The organism is Flexivirga sp. YIM B11880, assembly GCF_058148645.1.
Window position 1 is genome coordinate 208154 of sequence record NZ_JBMAMH010000002.1, and the last position, 17393, is coordinate 225546.

Genomic DNA, 17393 nt, shown 5'->3' on the forward strand with positions numbered 1-17393 from the left:
CGTCATTCCTCCGGGTCGCAAGGCTGCCGGAGGATGACCCGGGACGGCCATTCGACGACCCGCCGGAACCCTCGGCCGAACGCCGCGCGGCCGGTGCCGGGCAGCACGGTCGACCCGAAACGCTGCACCCACGACTGCTGCCGTCGGATGCCGCGCAGGATCTCGTGCGCCTCCGGGTCGATGGTGCTGGGGCCGGTGCCGGGCGCGGCATACCGCTCGGTCTCCAGGGACCGCATCGCCGTGTGCAGTGCCGCGACCCCCTCCTTGGGGAGGGCGGCGCGCGACCGGTAGTAGCGCTCGGTCGCCCGTGGCGAGCCCTCCGCCTCCGGCGGCGGGATACCGAGGTCGTGCAGCCGGGTCTGCAGGACCTGCCACTGCGCTTCGACCGGGCGGTGCTCCCGTAGCCGCGCGCTGATCGACTCCCGCTGCCGATGCGCGATGAGCGGCAGCACCAGCGCCCCGAGCAAGCCGAGCACGAGCACACCGAGCACGATCAGCAGGTCGCGCAGCAGGTGCGGGTGGCCGGTGCCGGTGGTCGCCGGCGGCGCGGCCGACCTACTGGGCGCGGCACTCGATGACCGGGACGGCGCCGCCGACGACGAACTGCTGCTCGAGCTCTGTCCCGGGACGCGACCACCGCCCGGTGCCGTGGTGCTGTCGGTGTATGACGGCGCAGCGCCCGACCGGTCCGCCGGTGTCGGCTCGAAACGCGTCCATCCCATGCCCCGCAGGTAGAGTTCCGGCCACGCATGCGCGTTGGACTGCGTCACGGTGTAGGTGCCGTTGGCGGCCGGCACACCGGGCAGGAACCCCAGCGCCATCCGCGCAGGTATGCCGTCGGCCCGGGCCAGCATGATCATCGCCGTGGCGAACTGCGTGCAGTAGCCCAGCCTCGTGACGAGGAAGTTGGACAACGGGTCCAGCTTCTTGCCGTCGACGACGCGGCGCGGCGCCAGGGTCAGCGAATAGGTGAAGGCGTCCGAGCGCAGATAGTCCTGGATGCGCACGGCCTGGTCGAAGGGATCGCTGCCGCCCAGTTTCGCGGCGAGAGCCCGCACCCGGGAGGCCGACGCGGAGTCGACCTGCAGCTCGTCCCCGAAGTCCTTGGGGTCGGCGAGCCGTCCCGGCTGATAGGCGTCTCGCTGGGGGATGTAGTAGCTGACCGAGTAGGCCTTCACCGACCGGGAGACGTATGGCTGGTCGGTGGCGCGCGAGTAGCCCCAGTCCGCCTGGCCGAAGTCGCCTTGGGAGATCGGGAACGGCACCGGCACGTCCGGCGCCTCCATGGTGTTGGCGGAGACCTGCATGTCCTCGACGGCGTCGCCGGCCGTCTTCACCGCACCGACCGGCAGGGGTATCGGCGCGCCGTTCTGCGCCCGGGTCAGGTTGTCGGCGCTGGGGAAGCCGGACCATTCGCCGTCGGAGTAGCGACCCCCGGCGGTCACCCGCAGCGGTGGCGGGGCCAGGTCCGACGTCGTGAAGCTCAGCACCGGCGTGCCGTCGGTGCTGCGCAGGTCACGGGCCAGGCTGACCGTCGTGCTGAACGCGACGACACCGCTGCCGCCCTTGCCGCCGCGACCCAGACCCTGTGCGAAATAGTGCGGGTCGGCGCGGGGGAGCAGCACCGGAACGATCACGGCGAGCACGATGGTGACGATGCCGAGCGTCCGTGCGGCGGATGCCAGGCCGCCCAGCCCGAGTTGATCCTCGTGCAGCGTCGGCGTCAGCGCGCGGGCGCGGACCGAGGACCACGCACGGACGAGCACTCCGGTGCCGTGCGCGAGCATGGTCAGCCAGGCAGCGGCCAGCAGAATGAAGAAGATCGGGTTGAGCGCCTTGCCCGAGTTGGACGTCGACAGCATGTAGATGACCGCCATCGGCACGCCGGCGAGCGCCGGCTGCCGGCACGTGACACCGAGGAAGTCGACGCCGACCGCCAGCCCGGGCACGATCACCTCGAGCATCATCAGCAGCCCGGGCGTCACGGGCGCGGGCACCGCCGAGTGCTGCACGGTGTCGTCCGCCTCCCGCACCAGGTCGTGTACGACACCGAAGAAGGACGAGTCCAGGTGGTCGTGGACATTGAGGAGTATGACGACGACGAGCAGCGCCACCACCTGGACGGTGAGCACAGCAGCGGCCGACGCGCGCGTCAGCCGCATCGCCGACCCCACCGCGCCGACGAAGACGCACAGCAAGATCAGCGCCCAGAGCCAGGTGCCGCCCTGCAGCAGCGTGGTCAGCGGCCACATCGCGACGACCGAGCCCAGCAACGCCAGGCCGGCCTCGCTCAACCGCGCTCGCCCGATCACAGCGAACCCACCTGCACCAGTGCCTTGTTGGTGACCGTGGTCCAGGCATCGATGATCGGCAGCTTCGCGTCGACGATGACCACCCGCCAGCCGGCGGTCGCCAGGTGGTCGCGTATCCGTCGCGCGGCCTCGCTGGGGCCGGTGCCGGCTCCGCCGCGCCGTCCGTGCGCGAAGCTCTCCGCGTCCAGCACGAAACCGAGGGCGGCCGCGCCCGGCTGGCGCAGGCCGGCCAGTTCGAGCGCGGCGTCGTCGTCCCCGGCGGCCACCACCGCGACCGCGAGGCCGCCGGCCGAGACGTGGTCGAGCGCCGCGGACAGCACCTGCTCGAAGTCCTCGTCGTTGCCGAGCGAGACGAGGGCCAGGTCGGTGATCATCTCCTCGGTGGAGCGCTCGATGAGTCCGGTGTTGGTCGCGTGCAGCGCTTCCCGGGTGATCAGCTGCGTTCGGTAACCGAGCTCATCGAGCCGCACCAGGACCGACGCCGCTGCGCTGACCGCCCACTCGAACGAGCTGGTGGCACCGGTGCCGGCGTGCGCCGACTCCCGGGAGTCGAGCACGACGAGCGCCGACCGGCGGGCCGGCCGGTCCTCCTGGCGCACCATCAGCTCGCCGCGGTGCGCGGTCGCCGGCCAGTGGACCTTCCGCAGGTCGTCGCCGTCGTGGTAGTTGCGGATCGACACGTCCTCCTCGCCGTGGAGGGCGATCATCTGCGGGGTCTCGCCGTCGTTGCCGACACCGGACCCGGGCGGGTGGCTCGCGCCCAACGGGACGACCCGCGGCAGCACGAGCAGCTCGTCGGTCGCGGTGAGCGACCGGGTGACATGGGTCAGCCCGAACGGGTCGCGCTGGGTGAGGGTGATCGGACCGAGCTGGTAGCGGCCGCGCAGGTGACTGCGCACGACATACCGCACCTGCCGGGCGGCGCCCGGCTCCAGTTTCGCGACCACGAACCGCGGTCGGTCACCGAGCACGTAGTCGATGCGCTCCTCGGCGAGGTAGAGGCGGCTGGAGCGGTGGTCGGTGTTGGTGAAGGTCACCTCGACCTCGGCCCGCTCGTCCGGTACGGCGGTCGGCGGCGTCACGGTCCGGCGCACCTCCAGGCGGGGCGCCGGCCGGCGGGCGAAGACCAGCGCACCGACCGCGAGCAGCAGGAGCAGCACGCCGATGCGCACGATGTCCTCGAAGCCGAGCACCAGCCCGGCGAGGGCGAGGACGATGCCCGCGCTGAGGAAACCGCGGCCCAGGCCGGTGAAGGTGTGCCGCCGAGTCGTGCCCATCAGCGCGCGCCGGAGGGCACCGCCACGTGTCGGACGATCTCGGTGAGGACACCGCCGACTCCGCGATGCAGGTGCTGGTTGTCGCTGGACAGGATGACCCGGTGGGCGAGCACCGGCTCGATGAGGTGCTGGACGTCCTCGGGTATGACGTGGTCGCGGCCGTCCAGTGCGGCACCGGCCCGGGCGGCGCGCAGCAGGTGCAGCGACGCACGCGGGGAGGCCCCCAGCCGCAGAGCCTTGCTGCCGCGGGTCGCGCCGACGATGTCGACGATGTACTGCCGCAGCGCCGGGCTCGCGTGCACGGAGGCCACCCGGCGGGCCATCCGGGCGACGGTGTCGCCGTCGGTGACCGGCTGCAGTCGTTCCAGGGGTGACGCCCCACCGTGCACGTCGAGCATCTCCAGCTCGGCGGTCGGCGTCGGATAGCCCATCGAGATCCGGGTCATGAAGCGGTCGCGCTGCGCCTCCGGCAGCGGATAGGTGCCCTCCATCTCGATGGGGTTCTGAGTGGCCATCACGAGGAACGGTGCCTTGAGCTGGTAGGTGTGGCCGTCGACGGTGACCTGACCTTCCTCCATGCACTCCAAGAGCGCCGACTGCGTCTTGGGGGAGGCGCGGTTGATCTCGTCGCCGACCACGATGTTGGCGAAGATCGCGCCCCGGCGGAATTCGAAGGTGCGGCTGTCCTGGTTGAAGACGCTGACGCCCGTGACATCGCTCGGCAGGAGGTCGGGGGTGAACTGGATGCGCCGCATCGGGCAGTCGATCGAGCGCGCGAGCGCCTTGGCCAGCATCGTCTTGCCGACGCCCGGCACGTCCTCCAGCAGCAGATGACCGCCGGCGAGCAGCACCACGACAGCGGTCCGGATCACCTCGGACTTGCCCTCGATCACCGAGGACACGGCGCGGTGGATGGCGGTGGCGACCCGCTGGACGTCTTCGATGGTGGCCGGATCGTCAGCGGGGAGGGGAGCCGGGGTGACGGGTCCCGTGTCGGTCGTGAAGGACATGCATCGATCCTGCCTGATGGTCGGGCGCTGGTCACCTCATTCACCCAACGACCGCAATCCAATCGTTGCACGGTCCGGCCCCGAAGCTGCCTGGACGATCCGGCAGGTCGCTCCACTTCTCCCCACCCGCCCCGGCATACCGACCGACGGGAGCACAACCGGACCGAGGGGAGTGGCAAAACCGGTCGTTGTGCCACTCCCCGCGGTCGATGAGTGCTCCTGTCGGGCCAAGGGGAACCGGCAGCAGGGCACGGGACCGCCGAAACCCCTCCACCTCGCTCCACAGCCGTGACCTGCGCAGATGTCCGGGATCACGCGCGAAAGCCGGCATTCGGGGCGACAGGTGGGGGAAAGTGGAGTACCGTGGGGCCTGTTGGTGAGTAGCGGCGCGCGCGTCAGGGATCGAGGAGGAGGTGCGGTGCATGTTTCTCGGCACGCACACCCCTCGGCTGGACGAGAAGGGGCGCCTCTTCCTGCCCGCCAAGTTCCGCGACAAGCTCGCCGGCGGCCTGGTCATCACGCGAGGCCAGGAGCGCTGCCTCTACGTCTTCGCGATGGCCGACTTCGAGCGGCTGGCCGCCGAGATGAACAACACGCCGGTCACCAACCGCGCCGTGCGCAACTTCCAGCGGGTGCTGCTGTCCGCCGCGTCCGACGAGATCCCCGACAAGCAGGGCCGGGTCACGATTCCGGCAGTGCTGCGTGAATACGCCGGGCTGACCAAGGACTGCACGGTCATCGGCACCGGCAACCGGGTCGAGGTCTGGGACACCGCGGCCTGGAACGACTTCCTCGCGGCAACCGAGGACGACTTCGCCGATCAGGGCGAGGAGGTGATTCCTGGCGGGTTGTTCTGACCCCCGGCCTCCATCCGCTCGGCACTCCCAGCGGTTCCGGCACACCTTCCCCGGTGCCGGAGTCGCGGGCACAGCCAGAGAGCGGCTGGGGACCAGGGTTCAGAAACACCACCAGGGATCACCAGGCACGACCGATGACGACCGGCACGCGCGTGATGACCAAGGAGATGGGTGTGGCTGCTGGAGGCGCCGCTGACCGGCACACGCCGGTGCTCGCGGCCCGCATCACCGACCTGCTCAGGCCCGCACTGGCCAAGGAGGGCGCGGTCTTCCTGGACGGCACCCTCGGCATGGGCGGCCACACCGAGTCGATTCTCGCGGCCTGCCCGCAGGCGACCGTCTACGGCGTCGACCGGGACACGGAGGCGCTCCACCTGGCAGGGGAGCGGCTCGCGGCATACGGCGATCGCTTCCGGCCCGTGCACGCGGTGTATGACGAGGCGATCCCCGCGCTCGCCGAGCGCGGCGTCAGCACCATCGACGGCGCACTCTTCGACCTCGGCGTCTCCTCCCTGCAACTGGACGAGGCGGGTCGGGGGTTCGCCTACAGCGTGGACGCCCCCCTCGACATGCGGATGGACCAGACGACCGGTCCGACGGCCGCCGACGTGCTCAACACCTACTCGGCCGCCGATTTGGAGCGCATCCTGCGCGGGTATGGCGAGGAGCGGTTCGCCCGCAAGATCGCCGCGGCGGTCGTGCGCGAGCGCGAGCAGCAGCCGTTCACCACGTCCGCCCGGCTGGTCGAGTTGCTGCGGCGAACCATCCCGGCCGCGTCGCAACGGACCGGTGGTCACCCGGGCAAGCGCACCTTCCAAGCCCTGCGGATCGAGGTGAACGGCGAACTGGCCGCCTGGGAGGCCGCCCTGCCCGCGGCGATCGACGCGCTCGCCGTCGGCGGCCGCATCGCCGTGCTGTCCTACCACTCGCTGGAGGACCGCATCACCAAGCGCGCCCTGACCGCCGGGGCCAGGAGCACCGCCCCGCCCGGACTGCCGGTCGAACTGCCCGAGCACGCGCCCTACCTCAAGCTGCTCACCCGGGGGGCCGAGCAGCCGACCGAACAAGAAATCGCCGACAACCCGCGCGCCGCCTCCGCCAGGTTGCGCGCTGCAGAACGCATTATGAAGGGATCACACCGATGAGCCAGATGACTGCGCTGCCACGGCCCGCCGCCCGGGCCGCTCGACCGGCGCGCCCGGCACGGGCGCCGCAGGCCCCTCGCCTGCGTCTGGTCGAGACCAAGGACGCCGCCGAGCACACCGGCGCTGGCTTCGTGGTGCTGTGCGTGCTGTTGCTCGTCGGCGGCCTGATCAGCCTGCTGTTGCTCAACACCAACCGGGCGCAGGAGTCCTTCGCCATCGAGAAGCTGCAGGCGAAGTCGGCGAGTCTCACCGACCAGCAGCAGCAGTTGTCCAGCCAGATCGACGCCATGTCGGCGCCGCAGCAGCTCGCGCTGCAGGCGCAGCGCATGGGGCTGCGCCCGGCGACCAAGATCCGCTACGTCCGCGCGTCCGACGGCAGGGCGCTCGGCGTGGCGAAACGGTCCTCCGCGGACTCGGCGCTTACGGTGGACACGCTGCCGTCGACACCTGCTTCGCAGGCCGCCGGCGTGGCCGTCAGCGCCGCCTCGTCCGGCCTGCTGGTGACCAAGCCACTGGCGCCGGTGGTGAAGGCGAAGTCGGACGGCGCCGCGACCAGCACGAAGCCGAAGAAAGCCACCAAGAACGCTGCGAAGAAGTCGACCGGCAAACCCACCACATCGTCCGGAAAGTCTTCAGCACGCGGCAAATCCACCCGCAAGTCCGGCACCAGCTCCAAGTCCACCAAGTAGCGTCAACCCCGCGAGGTAACAGTGACCACGTCCCGACAGTCCGGGGTGCGCCCCGCACGGTCGACCGGCTCGTCCCGGGGCGCCGCCCCACGGGGTGTGGCGCGGCCCGGCGGACACGGACGCAAGGGCCCGTCGGCCGGCGGCGGGACCAAGCCGCCGAAGCGTGCCGGCACCCAGTCGGCCCCGCCGTCCCGGCCGCGCCGGCCGGTCGCGCTCGGCGTCGGGCACCCGCGGCGCCGGGCCCGGATGCTCATGGTGGTCACGCTCATCGTGTTCAGCCTGTTCGGGGCGCAACTGCTGCGCATCCAGGGCCTGGACGCCAAGGGTGTCTCGCAACAGGCGCTCGACTCACGGCTGCACTCGACCGTCATGCCGGCGCTGCGCGGCTCGATCGTCGACTCCCACGGCGTCGTGCTCGCCTCCAGTGTCGACCGGTTCAACGTCACCGACGACCCGACCGCGACGGTCACCTACCGGAAGCGGATCGACGGCCAGGTGGTGACCGTCGGTCTGGCGGGAGCAGCGAGCGACATCGCCGACGCGCTCGGCGCGCAGCCGCAGCCGATCCTGAGCGCCATGGAGGCGGCATACAAGAGGAAGTCGCGGTTCACCTACCTGGCCAAGCAGGTCACGCCCCGCCAGTGGCAGCAGATCGCCGACCTCGGCATCCCCGGCATCTACAGCGAGACCACCAGCGAACGCAACTACCCCCAGGGCACCTCCGTCGCGCCGTTGCTCGGCTGGGTCGGCGGTGACGGCAAGGGCGGCGGCGGCCTGGAGCAGATGGAGCAGAAGGTGCTCAACGGCACACCGGGCAAGCACGTCTACGAGCAGGCCCCGGACGGCACCGTCATCGCCACCGGTGACAACCAGGACACGCCCGCCGTCAACGGCGACAACGTCAAGCTGACCCTCGACAACGACCTGCAGTGGTATTCCCAGAACGCCATCGCGGCCGCGGTCAAGAAGACCGGTGCGCTGTCCGGCGAGGTCGTGATCATGGACACGCAGCAGAACCTCAAGGCCGTGGCGAGCTACCCGAGCTTCGACAACAACAACGTCGCGACGGCGACGCGCAGTGAGCTGCAGTCGGGGCCGTTCACCGACGCCTACGAGCCCGGCTCGACCAGCAAGGTGATCACCATGGCGGCGCTGCTCAACGAGGGCCTCGCCTCTCCCACCACCCCCGTGGTCGTTCCGCCGACGCTGACCCGCGCCGGCACCACGTTCCACGACGCGGAGGTGCACGGCACCGAAAACCTCACTCTCGCAGGGGTGCTCGCACAATCGAGCAACATCGGGACGATGCTCGAGGGCGCGAAGCTGCCCAAGGGCACGCTCTACAAGTACCTGCGTGACTTCGGCCTCGGCCAGACGTCCGGCGTCGGTTACCCCGGCGAGTCGGGCGGCCTGCTGACGTCATACAAGAACTGGAGCGCGACCCAGCGCTTCACGGTGATGTTCGGGCAGGGTCTGGCGGGCACCGCGATACAGGAGGCGTCGGTGTTCGCCACGGTCGCCAACGGCGGCGTGAAGGAGCCGGTCAAGCTCATCGCCGGTGTCGGCCAGGGCGACAACTACACCGCTCCCACCGACGACCGGAAGGCCAAGCGGGTCATCTCCAGGGCGACCGCCGACAAGCTCAAGAAAATGATGGAGGGCATCGTCTCCAAGACCGGAACGGCGCCGATGGCGGCAGTCGCGGGCTATTCGGTCGCCGGCAAGACCGGCACCGCCGACCGCTACGACGCCGCGCTCGGCCGCTACAACGGCGTGACGGCCTCGTTCATCGGCTTCGCGCCGGCCGACAACCCCCGTTACATCGTCGCGGTCACGCTGCAGCGGCCGACCCGCGGCAAGTTCGGCGGGGACCTCGCGGGGCCGGTGTTCTCGCAGATCATGGGCTACGCGCTGCAGGAGGGCGGCGTCGCGCCGACCGGCAAGCAGGCCTCGCCCTACCCGCTGACCTTCGAGCCCGCCGCCAGCCGCAAGCCGTGAGCAGGTCATGATCCCGTTCACCCTGCACGAGATCGCGGCGGTCACCGGCGGCACGCTGCACGGCGACGACCGGCTCGTCGACGGTCCGGTCGTCACCGACTCGCGGGAGGCCGCACCCGGCAGCCTGTATGTCGCCCGCGTCGGCGAATACGCCGACGGCCACGATTTCGCCGCGTCCGCCGTCGAGGCCGGCGCCGTCGGTGTGCTGGGGTCGCGGCCGCTGCCCGGCATACCCACGGTCGTGGTGACCGACGTGCAGCAGGCGTTCGGTGAGCTGGCCCGTGCGGTCGCCGACCGGGCGCCGCACCTGCGGATCGTCGGCATCACCGGCAGCTCCGGCAAGACGTCCACCAAGGACCTGCTCGCCCAGGTCCTTGCACCGCTGGGGGAGACCGTCGCCCCGGTCGGCTCTTACAACTCCGAGGTCGGAGTGCCGCTCACCGTGTGCCGGGTCACCGCGAGCACCCGTTTCCTGGTGGCCGAGATGGGCGCCACCAATCTGGGCAACATCGCCTACCTGACCCAGATCGCACCGCCCTCGATCGGCATCGTGCTCAACGTCGGAACGGCGCACGTGGGAGAGTTCGGCTCGGTCGAGGCGATCGCGCAGACCAAGGGCGAGCTGGTCGAGGCGCTGCCGGAGTCCGGGGTCGCCGTGCTGAACGCCGACGACCCGCGGGTGGCGGCGATGCAGACCCGGACCAGGGCGCGCGTGGTCACCGTCGGCCGCAGCGACGACGCCGGGGTGCGGGCGACCGACGTGGTGCTGGACGAGCAGGACCGCGCGTCGTTCACGGTGGCCGGACTGGACGGGCTCGGCCCGTTGCCGGTCCGGCTGGGGCTGCACGGGGAGCACCAGGTCGGCAACGCGCTGGCGGTTGCGGTCGCGGCGCGCGCCCTGGGCGCGACCGGCGAGCAGATCGCGACCGGCCTGGCCGGGGCCCGTCCGGTGAGCCGCTGGCGGATGGAGGTCCATCAGCTGCCCAGCGGCGTCACCCTGATCAACGACGCCTACAACGCCAACCTCGACTCCATGCTGGCCGCGCTGCGCGCGCTGGAGCGGATGGGCCGGGGCCGGCGCACCATCGCCGTGCTCGGGGAGATGCGCGAGTTGGGCGATTTCAGCGAGCAGGCACACCACGAGGTGGGGGCTGCTGCCGCGGAGCTCGGCATCGGCGGGGTTGTGGCCGTCGGGACGGGAGCGGAGCCGATCGCGGCCGCCGCGGCGGCAGCCGGCGTGCCGGTGCAGCGTGCCGCGGACGTCGACGAAGCACACCGGGTTGTCGTGCAACTTCTGGCGCCGTCAGACGTCATACTCTTCAAGTCAAGCCGCGACTCCGGGCTGCGCTTCCTCGGCGACCGAATCACTCTCGAGCAAGGTGGGTACCTCCAAGAACATGGACCGACGCATGCGTAGGCCCGAAGCGCCGTTGACGGCACGGTCACGACGCGGCACGACGACCCTCCCGAGGACTCGCCGGTGAAGCTCGTACTCATCGGAGCGCTCATCGCGCTGGTGATCGGACTCGTCGGCACCCGCTCCTTCATCTCACTGGCCAAACGGCAGGGTTATGGGCAGTTCGTCCGCGATGACGGTCCGACCAGCCACCACACCAAACGCGGCACCCCGACGATGGGCGGCGTCGTGATCATCGCCGGCACGGTCGTCGGCTACGCGCTGGCCCACCTTGTCACCTGGTATCCACCGACCGCGTCCGGCGTCCTGGTCCTCTTCCTGATGGTCGGCCTCGGGGTGGTGGGCTGGCTGGACGACTGGATCAAGATCTCCCACGAGCGCTCCCTCGGCCTGCGGTCCGGGGAGAAGCTGCTCGGGCAGACGGTGGTCGCGGTGGTGTTCGCCATACTTGCGCTCAAGTTCTCCCGTAACGGCATCAGCCCGGCCAGCTATCACATCTCGTTCGTGCGCGACACGTGGTTCAACCTGGCGTTCGCCGGCTCGGTGATCGGGGTGATCCTCTTCATCCTGTGGGCCAACCTGATGATCGCCGGCACCAGCAACGGGGTGAACCTCACCGACGGCCTGGACGGCCAGGCGGCCGGCGCGTGCGTGATGGTGTTCGGCGCCTACGTGCTGATCAGCGTCTGGCAGTTCAACCAGAACTGCCAGTTCCACCACGTCGCGAAGTGCTACGACGTGCGCGACCCGCAGGACCTCGCGGTCGTCGCGGCCTGCGTGATGGGCGCCTGCTTCGGCTTCCTGTGGTGGAACGCCTCACCGGCCAAGATCTTCATGGGCGACACCGGCTCCCTCGGGCTCGGCGGAGCGCTCGCCGGCCTGGCGATCACCACCCGCACCGAGCTGCTCGTGGTCATCCTCGGCGGCCTGTTCGTGCTGGAGACCATGTCGGTGATCCTGCAGGTGAGCTACTTCAAGCTGACCAAACGCAGCAACGGCGGGGTCGGCAAACGGCTGTTCCGCATCACGCCCATCCACCACCACTTCGAGATGCTCGGCTGGGAACAGGTCACCGTCACGATCCGGTTCTGGATCATCTGCGGGCTCTGCGTCGCGGCCGGCCTCGGGATCTTCTACGCCGAATGGGTCGTCGGTGGCGTCGTCTGAGTTCGGCGAGAAACGCCCAAGTAAGGAATCGGGGTCCCCGCGAAGTATCGGAGGAGCGAAGCGGGGGAGAACTTCGTGGGGTGACCTGACCCATCGGGACGCCGACTGGTCGGGTTTGCAGGTTGTCGTCGTCGGGCTGGGGTTGTCCGGCTTCGCCGCGGCCGATGCGCTGCTGGAGCGCGACGCCGTCGTCACCGTCGTCAGCCGGGACCACTCGCCGGCGATGGACGAACGCGCCCGGATTCTCGACATCCTCGGTGCCACGGTGCTTTTCGGTGCGGAGGTGCCGTCCGCGCCGCCGCCGGGCACCCAGCTGGTGGTCACGTCGCCCGGTGTGCCACCGGCCAATCCCTTTCTGCGCGCTGCGGATGCGGCCGGCATCCCGGTGTGGGGCGAGGTCGAGCTGGCCTGGCGGATGCGTCCGGCCGACGGTGCCGCGCCGTGGCTGACGATCACCGGCACCAACGGCAAGACGACCGCGGTCACCATGCTGGAGTCGATCCTGCGGGCCGGCGGGCTGCGCGCCACCGCGGCCGGCAACGTCGGCACCCCGATCCTCGAAGCGGTGCTGCATCCCGAGCCGTATGACGTGCTCGCCGTGGAGCTGTCGAGCTTTCAGATCCACTGGTCGCGGAGCATTTCGCCATACTCCTCCTGCCTGCTCAACGTCGCCCCCGACCACCTCGACTGGCACGGTTCGTATGACGAATACCGGCGCATCAAGGGCCGCGTCTACGAGCGGACCCAGGTGGCTGCCGTCTACAACGTCCAGGACCCGGTGACCGAGCAGCTGCTCGTCGAGGCCGAGGTCGTGGAAGGTTGTCGCGCCATCGGTTTCACCACCGGCATACCGGCGATCTCGATGGTCGGCATCGTCGACGACGTGCTCGCCGACCGGGCGTTCATCGAGGACCGCCGGACCACCGCGGCGGAGCTCGGGACCGTCGACGACCTGTCGGTCGGGGGAGTGCGGCCGGCACCCCATTACCTCGCCGATGCACTCGCGGCTGCGGCGCTCGCCCGGTCGTTCGGAGTTGCGCCGGCGGCGGTGCAGGCGGGCCTGCGCTCCTACACGCCGCAACCGCACCGGGTGCAGGACGTCGCCACGGTCGACGGGGTCCGCTACGTCGACGACTCCAAGGCCACCAACGTCGATGCCGCACGGGGCTCGGTGACGGCGTTCGACCACGTGGTGTGGCTCGCCGGCGGGCTCCTCAAGGGCGCCGACGTGGAGGCCTTGGTGCGGGCCGCGGCCCCGCATCTGCGCGGGGTCGTGCTGCTCGGCCGGGACCGGGCCCAGCTGGCCGACGCATTGTCCCGACACGCCCCCGATGTCCCGGTGGTCGACGTGGCGAGCACCGACACTGGGGCCATGTCCGAAGTGGTCCGCGCCGCCCAGACCCTCGCCCGGCCCGGTGACGTGGTGCTGCTGGCGCCGGCGGCCGCCTCGATGGACATGTTCGACAACTACGGCGCGCGCGGTGACGCGTTCGCCGCGGCCGTCCGTGAGCTGGAGCAACAATCATGACGGCGCCCAGCGAGACCAGCTCGGTCGACCTGTCCCGTTTCCAGCCGAAGGCGCTGATGCGACGGCTGGAGTCGCCGGTGGCGCCCTATTACCTGCTGCTCGGCTCGACGGCGATGCTGCTGCTGTTCGGCCTGGTGATGGTGCTGTCCGCGTCGAGCGTCACGTCATACCAGGCGAGCGGCTCGTCATACACGGTCTTCAAGAACCAGGCGATGTATGCCGCGATCGGTGTCGTCCTCGCGCTCGTCGCCACTCGTGTCTCGACCAAGGTCTGGAAGTGGCTGGCGCTGCCCGCCTTCGCCGGCTCAGCGCTCCTGCAGCTGGCCGTCTTCTCACCGATCGGGCGCACGGTGCAGGGCAACCGCAACTGGATCGGGTTCGGTGGCTTCACCGTTCAGCCGTCCGAGGCCGGGAAGATCGCGATCATCCTGGTGGGAGCGATGATTCTGACGCGCAAGCGCAGGGTGCTCGGCGAGTGGCGGCACGTGATCATCCCGTTCGTCTTCCCGCTGGCGTTCGTGCTGCTCGGGCTGGTGCTGGCGGGGCATGACCTGGGCACCACCATGGTGCTCGCCTCGATCGTCGGCGCGATCCTCTTCGTGGCCGGGGTGCGGCTGCGGGTCTTCGCGTTCTTCGGCGGCTTCTTCGCGATGGTCGCGCTCGGGTTCGTCGCGACCAACAGCAACCGCACCGGGCGCCTGGACGCCTGGCTCGGCACCTGCATCAACGCCCAGACGGAGGGCTGCTACCAGAAGATCCACGGCCTCTACGCGATGGCCGACGGCGGCTGGTGGGGCGTCGGTCTCGGTGCCAGTCGCGAGAAGTGGTCGTGGTTGCCGGAGGCGCACAACGACTTCATCTTCGCCATCATCGGCGAGGAGCTCGGCCTGCCCGGCACGCTGGCGGTCATCGCGCTGTATGTCGCCCTCGGCTACGCCTGCTATCGCATGATCGTGACGAGCAACGACTTCTTCGTCCGGCTGGTGACTGCCGGGGTCATGACGTGGATCCTCGTGCAGGCAGTCGTCAACATCGGCTCGGTGACCGGCCTCTTGCCGATCATCGGTGTTCCGCTGCCGTTGGTGTCGTCCGGCGGATCGGCCCTGGTGACAACGCTTTTCGCGCTCGGGATCCTCATCTCGTTCGCGCGCAACGAGCCGACCTGCAAGGCCGCCCTCGCGGCGCGGCCCAATGCCGTGAAGCGCACCCTGGCGGTGCTGCCGTTGGGCCGCCGCTGACCGCGCCCGGCACAATACGTCCATGAGCGAGCGCAGCGAGCGACCAAAGGCCTCCGCATCCTCCGCGCCGCTGACGTCTGTCCTGCTCGCCGGCGGGGGCACCGCCGGACACGTCTCACCGCTGCTGGCCACCGCCGACACGCTGCGCCGCCGGCACCCGGACGTGCGGATCACTGTGCTGGGGTCGCACGGCGGGCTCGAGGAGACCCTCGTGCCGGAACGCGGCTATGACCTGCAGCTCATCGACAAGGCCGCCTTCCCGCGCCGCCCGAACGCCGACGCGGTCCGCTTCCCGCGCACGTTCCTTCGGGCACGTCGCGATGCGGCCGCCCTGGTGCAGGAGGTCGACGCGCAGGTCGTGGTCGGCTTCGGCGGCTACGTCAGCCCGCCGGCGTTCCTGGCCGCCCGCAAACTCGGAGTACCGATCGTCGTCCACGAGGGCAACGCGCTGCCCGGCCTGGCCACCAAGCTGGGCTCGCGGTTCAGCCCGTATGTCGCCACCGCCTTCTCGGTCACCAAACTCCCGCACGCACAAGTGGTCGGTATGCCACTGCGCCGTGAGATCACCCGGTTGGACCGGGACGCGCTGCGTGCCGAGGCGCTCGACACCTTCGGGCTGCGCGGACACCTGCCGACGGTGCTGGTCACCGGCGGATCCAGCGGGGCGGTGCGGATCAACGAGCCGGTGGCCGCCGCTGCCGTTGCCTTCCGCGACGCGGGAGTACAGGTGCTGCACGTCACCGGCATGGGCAAGGAGGTGCAGGTGCCGCCCGCCGGCCCGAACGATCCCGCATACATCGTGTTGCCGTATGCCGAGCGCATGGATCTCGCCTACGCGGCCGCCGATCTCGTGGTGACCCGCGCCGGCGGCAACATGGTCTGCGAGACCTCGACCATCGGGCTGCCCGCAGTGTTCGTGCCGCTCCCCGTCGGCAACGGCGAGCAGCGACTCAATGCTGCCGACGTCGTCGATGCCGGCGGAGCGGTGCTGATCGACAACGACGACTTCACCCCCGACTACATCGAGCGAGAGGTGATCCCGCTGGCCATGGACCGTGCCCGGCTGGCCGCGATGTCCGAGGCCGCCCGTGCTCAGGGCCACGGCGACGCGGACGAGCGGCTGGTCGACCTCATCGAGCAGGCAGTCCTGAACGAGCACCGGGCATGACCGTTCAGCCCGCAGACGGCATCAACCGCCGCTTCGATTTCACCGCCCCGCTGCCGGGGCTGGCCGACCTCCGCGCCGCGCACCTGATTGCCATCGGTGGCTCCGGTATGTCGGGCGTCGCGCGCCTGCTGCTCGACGCGGGCGTGGCCGTCTCCGGTTCGGAGCGCAGCGAGACCCCGGTGCTCGACGAGCTGCGGGCCGCCGGTGCCGAGGTGTGGATCGGCCAGACGGCGGAGGGCGCCGCGCGAGTTCGCGACGATGCCGTGGTCGTGGTGTCGTCGGCGATCGCCGAGGACAACCCGGAGCTGGCCGGCGTCCGCGCCCGCGGCCTGCGGGTGCTGCACCGCGCCCAAGCGCTCGGTGTGCTGATGGCTGGCCGGGCAGCGCTCGCGGTCGCCGGGACCAGCGGCAAGACGACGACGAGCGCGATGGCGACCGTCGCACTCCGTGCGTGCGGCGCCGATCCGTCGTTCGCGATCGGCGCGCCGATCGCCGGCATCGGCGCCAACTCCGGTGTCGGACAAGGCGACTCGTTCGTCGTCGAGGCCGACGAGAGTGACGGGTCGTTCCTCGTCTACCACCCGCAGGTGGCGATCGTCACCAGCGTCCGCGACGACCACCTGGATTTCTACGGCACCTCCGAGCGGGTCCAGCAGGCGTATGCCGACTTCGCCGACACCGTCCGCGACGGCGGGCTGCTGGTGGTCTGCGCCGACGACCCGGGTGCCGCCGCACTCGGATCACGGCACCGCGAGCTCGGCCGCCGGGTGCTCACCTACGGTCGGACGGCCGACGCCGACCTGCGCCTGGTGGACGAGTCCGGTTGCGGGTTCGACTGGTCCGCGACCCTGCTCCCGGCAGACGGTGGCCGGATGCCCTTGCGCCTCAAGGTGCCTGGCGCACACAACCTGCAGAACGCGACCGGTGTCGCCCTCGCCCTGAGCGACGGTTTCGGGCTTCCGCTGGAGCAGGTGGTGGCCGGGCTCGGGCAGTTCACCGGTTCGGCGCGTCGGCTCGAACCGCGCGGCGAAGCCGGCGGGGTGCGGGTCATCGACGACTACGCGCACAACCCGGACAAGCTCGATGCGGCGATCCGTGCCGGTCTCGGGCTGCGTGACGGGGGCCGGCTGATCGCGGTGTTCCAGCCGCACCTCTTCTCCCGGACCCAGCATTCCGCTGGCGGTCTGGCGGCGGCGCTCTCCCTCGCCGATGTCGCGATCGTGCTCGATGTCTATCCGGCCCGTGAGACACCGGTGCCGGGAGTGACCGGAGCGCTCGTGGCCGATCGGGTGACGACCGGCGGGGTCGTCTACGCTCCGTCGCTCGACGACGCGCTGCAGGCCGTCCTCGACCGGGTGCGCCCGGGTGACCTGGTCCTCACCGTCGGCGCGGGCGACATCACCACGATCGGTCCCCGGCTGTTGCAGTCGCTGGCGCGGTGAGAACGCCCATCCCGGCACGGCCGCCGGTCGGTGCGCGCTCGTGCCGTCATACACCTCACCGTCAACCTCAGGTCCATACTCGCCGCGCCGGAATCCGCCGCGTAGCATGCCTGGGATGCTGCTTGTGTGAGGCTCCACTCGCCGC

Annotated in this window: 13 protein-coding genes; 10 read left to right on the forward strand and 3 right to left on the reverse strand. The window is 70.5% G+C overall.

Annotated elements, in window-relative coordinates; all coding sequences use genetic code 11:
- Positions 1-2: 2 nt before the first annotated feature.
- The 3 genes from ACN8HC_RS05445 to ACN8HC_RS05455 are packed head-to-tail and all read right to left on the reverse strand — an operon-like array spanning position 3 to position 4599.
- The gene (locus ACN8HC_RS05445) at positions 3-2312 is read right to left on the reverse strand and encodes a transglutaminase TgpA family protein (protein ID WP_490073859.1); all 2310 of its coding nucleotides are present in this window, start codon (positions 2310-2312) and stop codon (positions 3-5) included.
- Positions 2309-3589, reverse strand: coding sequence for a DUF58 domain-containing protein (locus ACN8HC_RS05450; RefSeq protein ID WP_490073860.1), 1281 nt, complete (start codon positions 3587-3589; stop codon positions 2309-2311). The genes ACN8HC_RS05445 and ACN8HC_RS05450 overlap by 4 nt, the downstream gene beginning before the upstream one ends.
- The gene (locus ACN8HC_RS05455) at positions 3589-4599 is read right to left on the reverse strand and encodes an AAA family ATPase (RefSeq protein ID WP_490073861.1); all 1011 of its coding nucleotides are present in this window, start codon (positions 4597-4599) and stop codon (positions 3589-3591) included. Before ACN8HC_RS05455 ends, ACN8HC_RS05450 begins: the two co-directional genes overlap by 1 nt.
- 422 nt (positions 4600-5021) lie before the next feature.
- Between ACN8HC_RS05455 and mraZ the strand changes: the two genes are divergently transcribed.
- The 10 genes from mraZ to murC all read left to right on the forward strand — a co-directional run bounded on the left by mraZ (position 5022) and on the right by murC (position 17248).
- Complete coding sequence (mraZ, locus tag ACN8HC_RS05460) at positions 5022-5456, forward strand: division/cell wall cluster transcriptional repressor MraZ (RefSeq protein WP_490073862.1); 435 nt, start codon at positions 5022-5024, stop codon at positions 5454-5456.
- A 134-nt stretch (positions 5457-5590) separates the two neighbouring features.
- Complete coding sequence (gene rsmH / locus ACN8HC_RS05465) at positions 5591-6601, forward strand: 16S rRNA (cytosine(1402)-N(4))-methyltransferase RsmH (RefSeq protein ID WP_490073863.1); 1011 nt, start codon at positions 5591-5593, stop codon at positions 6599-6601.
- Positions 6598-7290: a cell division protein FtsL gene (ftsL, locus tag ACN8HC_RS05470; protein ID WP_490073864.1), complete on the forward strand. Its 693-nt coding sequence runs from the start codon at positions 6598-6600 to the stop codon at positions 7288-7290. Before rsmH ends, ftsL begins: the two co-directional genes overlap by 4 nt.
- A gap of 21 nt (positions 7291-7311) precedes the next feature.
- Positions 7312-9288: a peptidoglycan D,D-transpeptidase FtsI family protein gene (locus ACN8HC_RS05475; protein ID WP_490073865.1), complete on the forward strand. Its 1977-nt coding sequence runs from the start codon at positions 7312-7314 to the stop codon at positions 9286-9288.
- Between the two features lie 7 nt (positions 9289-9295).
- A complete protein-coding gene (locus tag ACN8HC_RS05480) occupies positions 9296-10705 on the forward strand; it encodes a UDP-N-acetylmuramoyl-tripeptide--D-alanyl-D-alanine ligase (RefSeq protein WP_490073866.1) in 1410 nt (469 codons plus the stop codon).
- Between the two features lie 63 nt (positions 10706-10768).
- Positions 10769-11872, forward strand: coding sequence for a phospho-N-acetylmuramoyl-pentapeptide-transferase (gene mraY / locus ACN8HC_RS05485; RefSeq protein WP_490073867.1), 1104 nt, complete (start codon positions 10769-10771; stop codon positions 11870-11872).
- A 115-nt stretch (positions 11873-11987) separates the two neighbouring features.
- A complete protein-coding gene (murD, locus tag ACN8HC_RS05490) occupies positions 11988-13400 on the forward strand; it encodes a UDP-N-acetylmuramoyl-L-alanine--D-glutamate ligase (RefSeq protein ID WP_490073868.1) in 1413 nt (470 codons plus the stop codon).
- Positions 13397-14638 (forward strand): putative lipid II flippase FtsW, encoded by a 1242-nt coding sequence (gene ftsW / locus ACN8HC_RS05495; protein WP_490073869.1) that lies wholly within the window; start codon positions 13397-13399, stop codon positions 14636-14638. The genes murD and ftsW overlap by 4 nt, the downstream gene beginning before the upstream one ends.
- 22 nt (positions 14639-14660) lie before the next feature.
- Entirely contained in the window at positions 14661-15806 is a 1146-nt protein-coding gene (murG, locus tag ACN8HC_RS05500; RefSeq protein WP_490073870.1) for an undecaprenyldiphospho-muramoylpentapeptide beta-N-acetylglucosaminyltransferase, read from the forward strand.
- Positions 15803-17248 (forward strand): UDP-N-acetylmuramate--L-alanine ligase, encoded by a 1446-nt coding sequence (murC, locus tag ACN8HC_RS05505; protein ID WP_490073871.1) that lies wholly within the window; start codon positions 15803-15805, stop codon positions 17246-17248. The genes murG and murC overlap by 4 nt, the downstream gene beginning before the upstream one ends.
- Positions 17249-17393: the final 145 nt, after the last annotated feature.

Bases quoted from the DNA above. Each gene is read 5' to 3' on its own strand.
- murC (WP_490073871.1), top strand. From the start codon at position 15,803: ATGACCGTTCAGCCCGCAGACGGCATCAACCGCCGCTTCGATTTCACC.
- murG (WP_490073870.1), top strand. From the start codon at position 14,661: ATGAGCGAGCGCAGCGAGCGACCAAAGGCCTCCGCATCCTCCGCGCCG.
- ftsW (WP_490073869.1), top strand. From the start codon at position 13,397: ATGACGGCGCCCAGCGAGACCAGCTCGGTCGACCTGTCCCGTTTCCAG.
- rsmH (WP_490073863.1), top strand. From the start codon at position 5,591: ATGACGACCGGCACGCGCGTGATGACCAAGGAGATGGGTGTGGCTGCT.
- ACN8HC_RS05455 (WP_490073861.1), bottom strand. From the start codon at position 4,599: ATGTCCTTCACGACCGACACGGGACCCGTCACCCCGGCTCCCCTCCCC.
- mraZ (WP_490073862.1), top strand. From the start codon at position 5,022: ATGTTTCTCGGCACGCACACCCCTCGGCTGGACGAGAAGGGGCGCCTC.
- ACN8HC_RS05450 (WP_490073860.1), bottom strand. From the start codon at position 3,589: ATGGGCACGACTCGGCGGCACACCTTCACCGGCCTGGGCCGCGGTTTC.
- ftsL (WP_490073864.1), top strand. From the start codon at position 6,598: ATGAGCCAGATGACTGCGCTGCCACGGCCCGCCGCCCGGGCCGCTCGA.
- ACN8HC_RS05480 (WP_490073866.1), top strand. From the start codon at position 9,296: ATGATCCCGTTCACCCTGCACGAGATCGCGGCGGTCACCGGCGGCACG.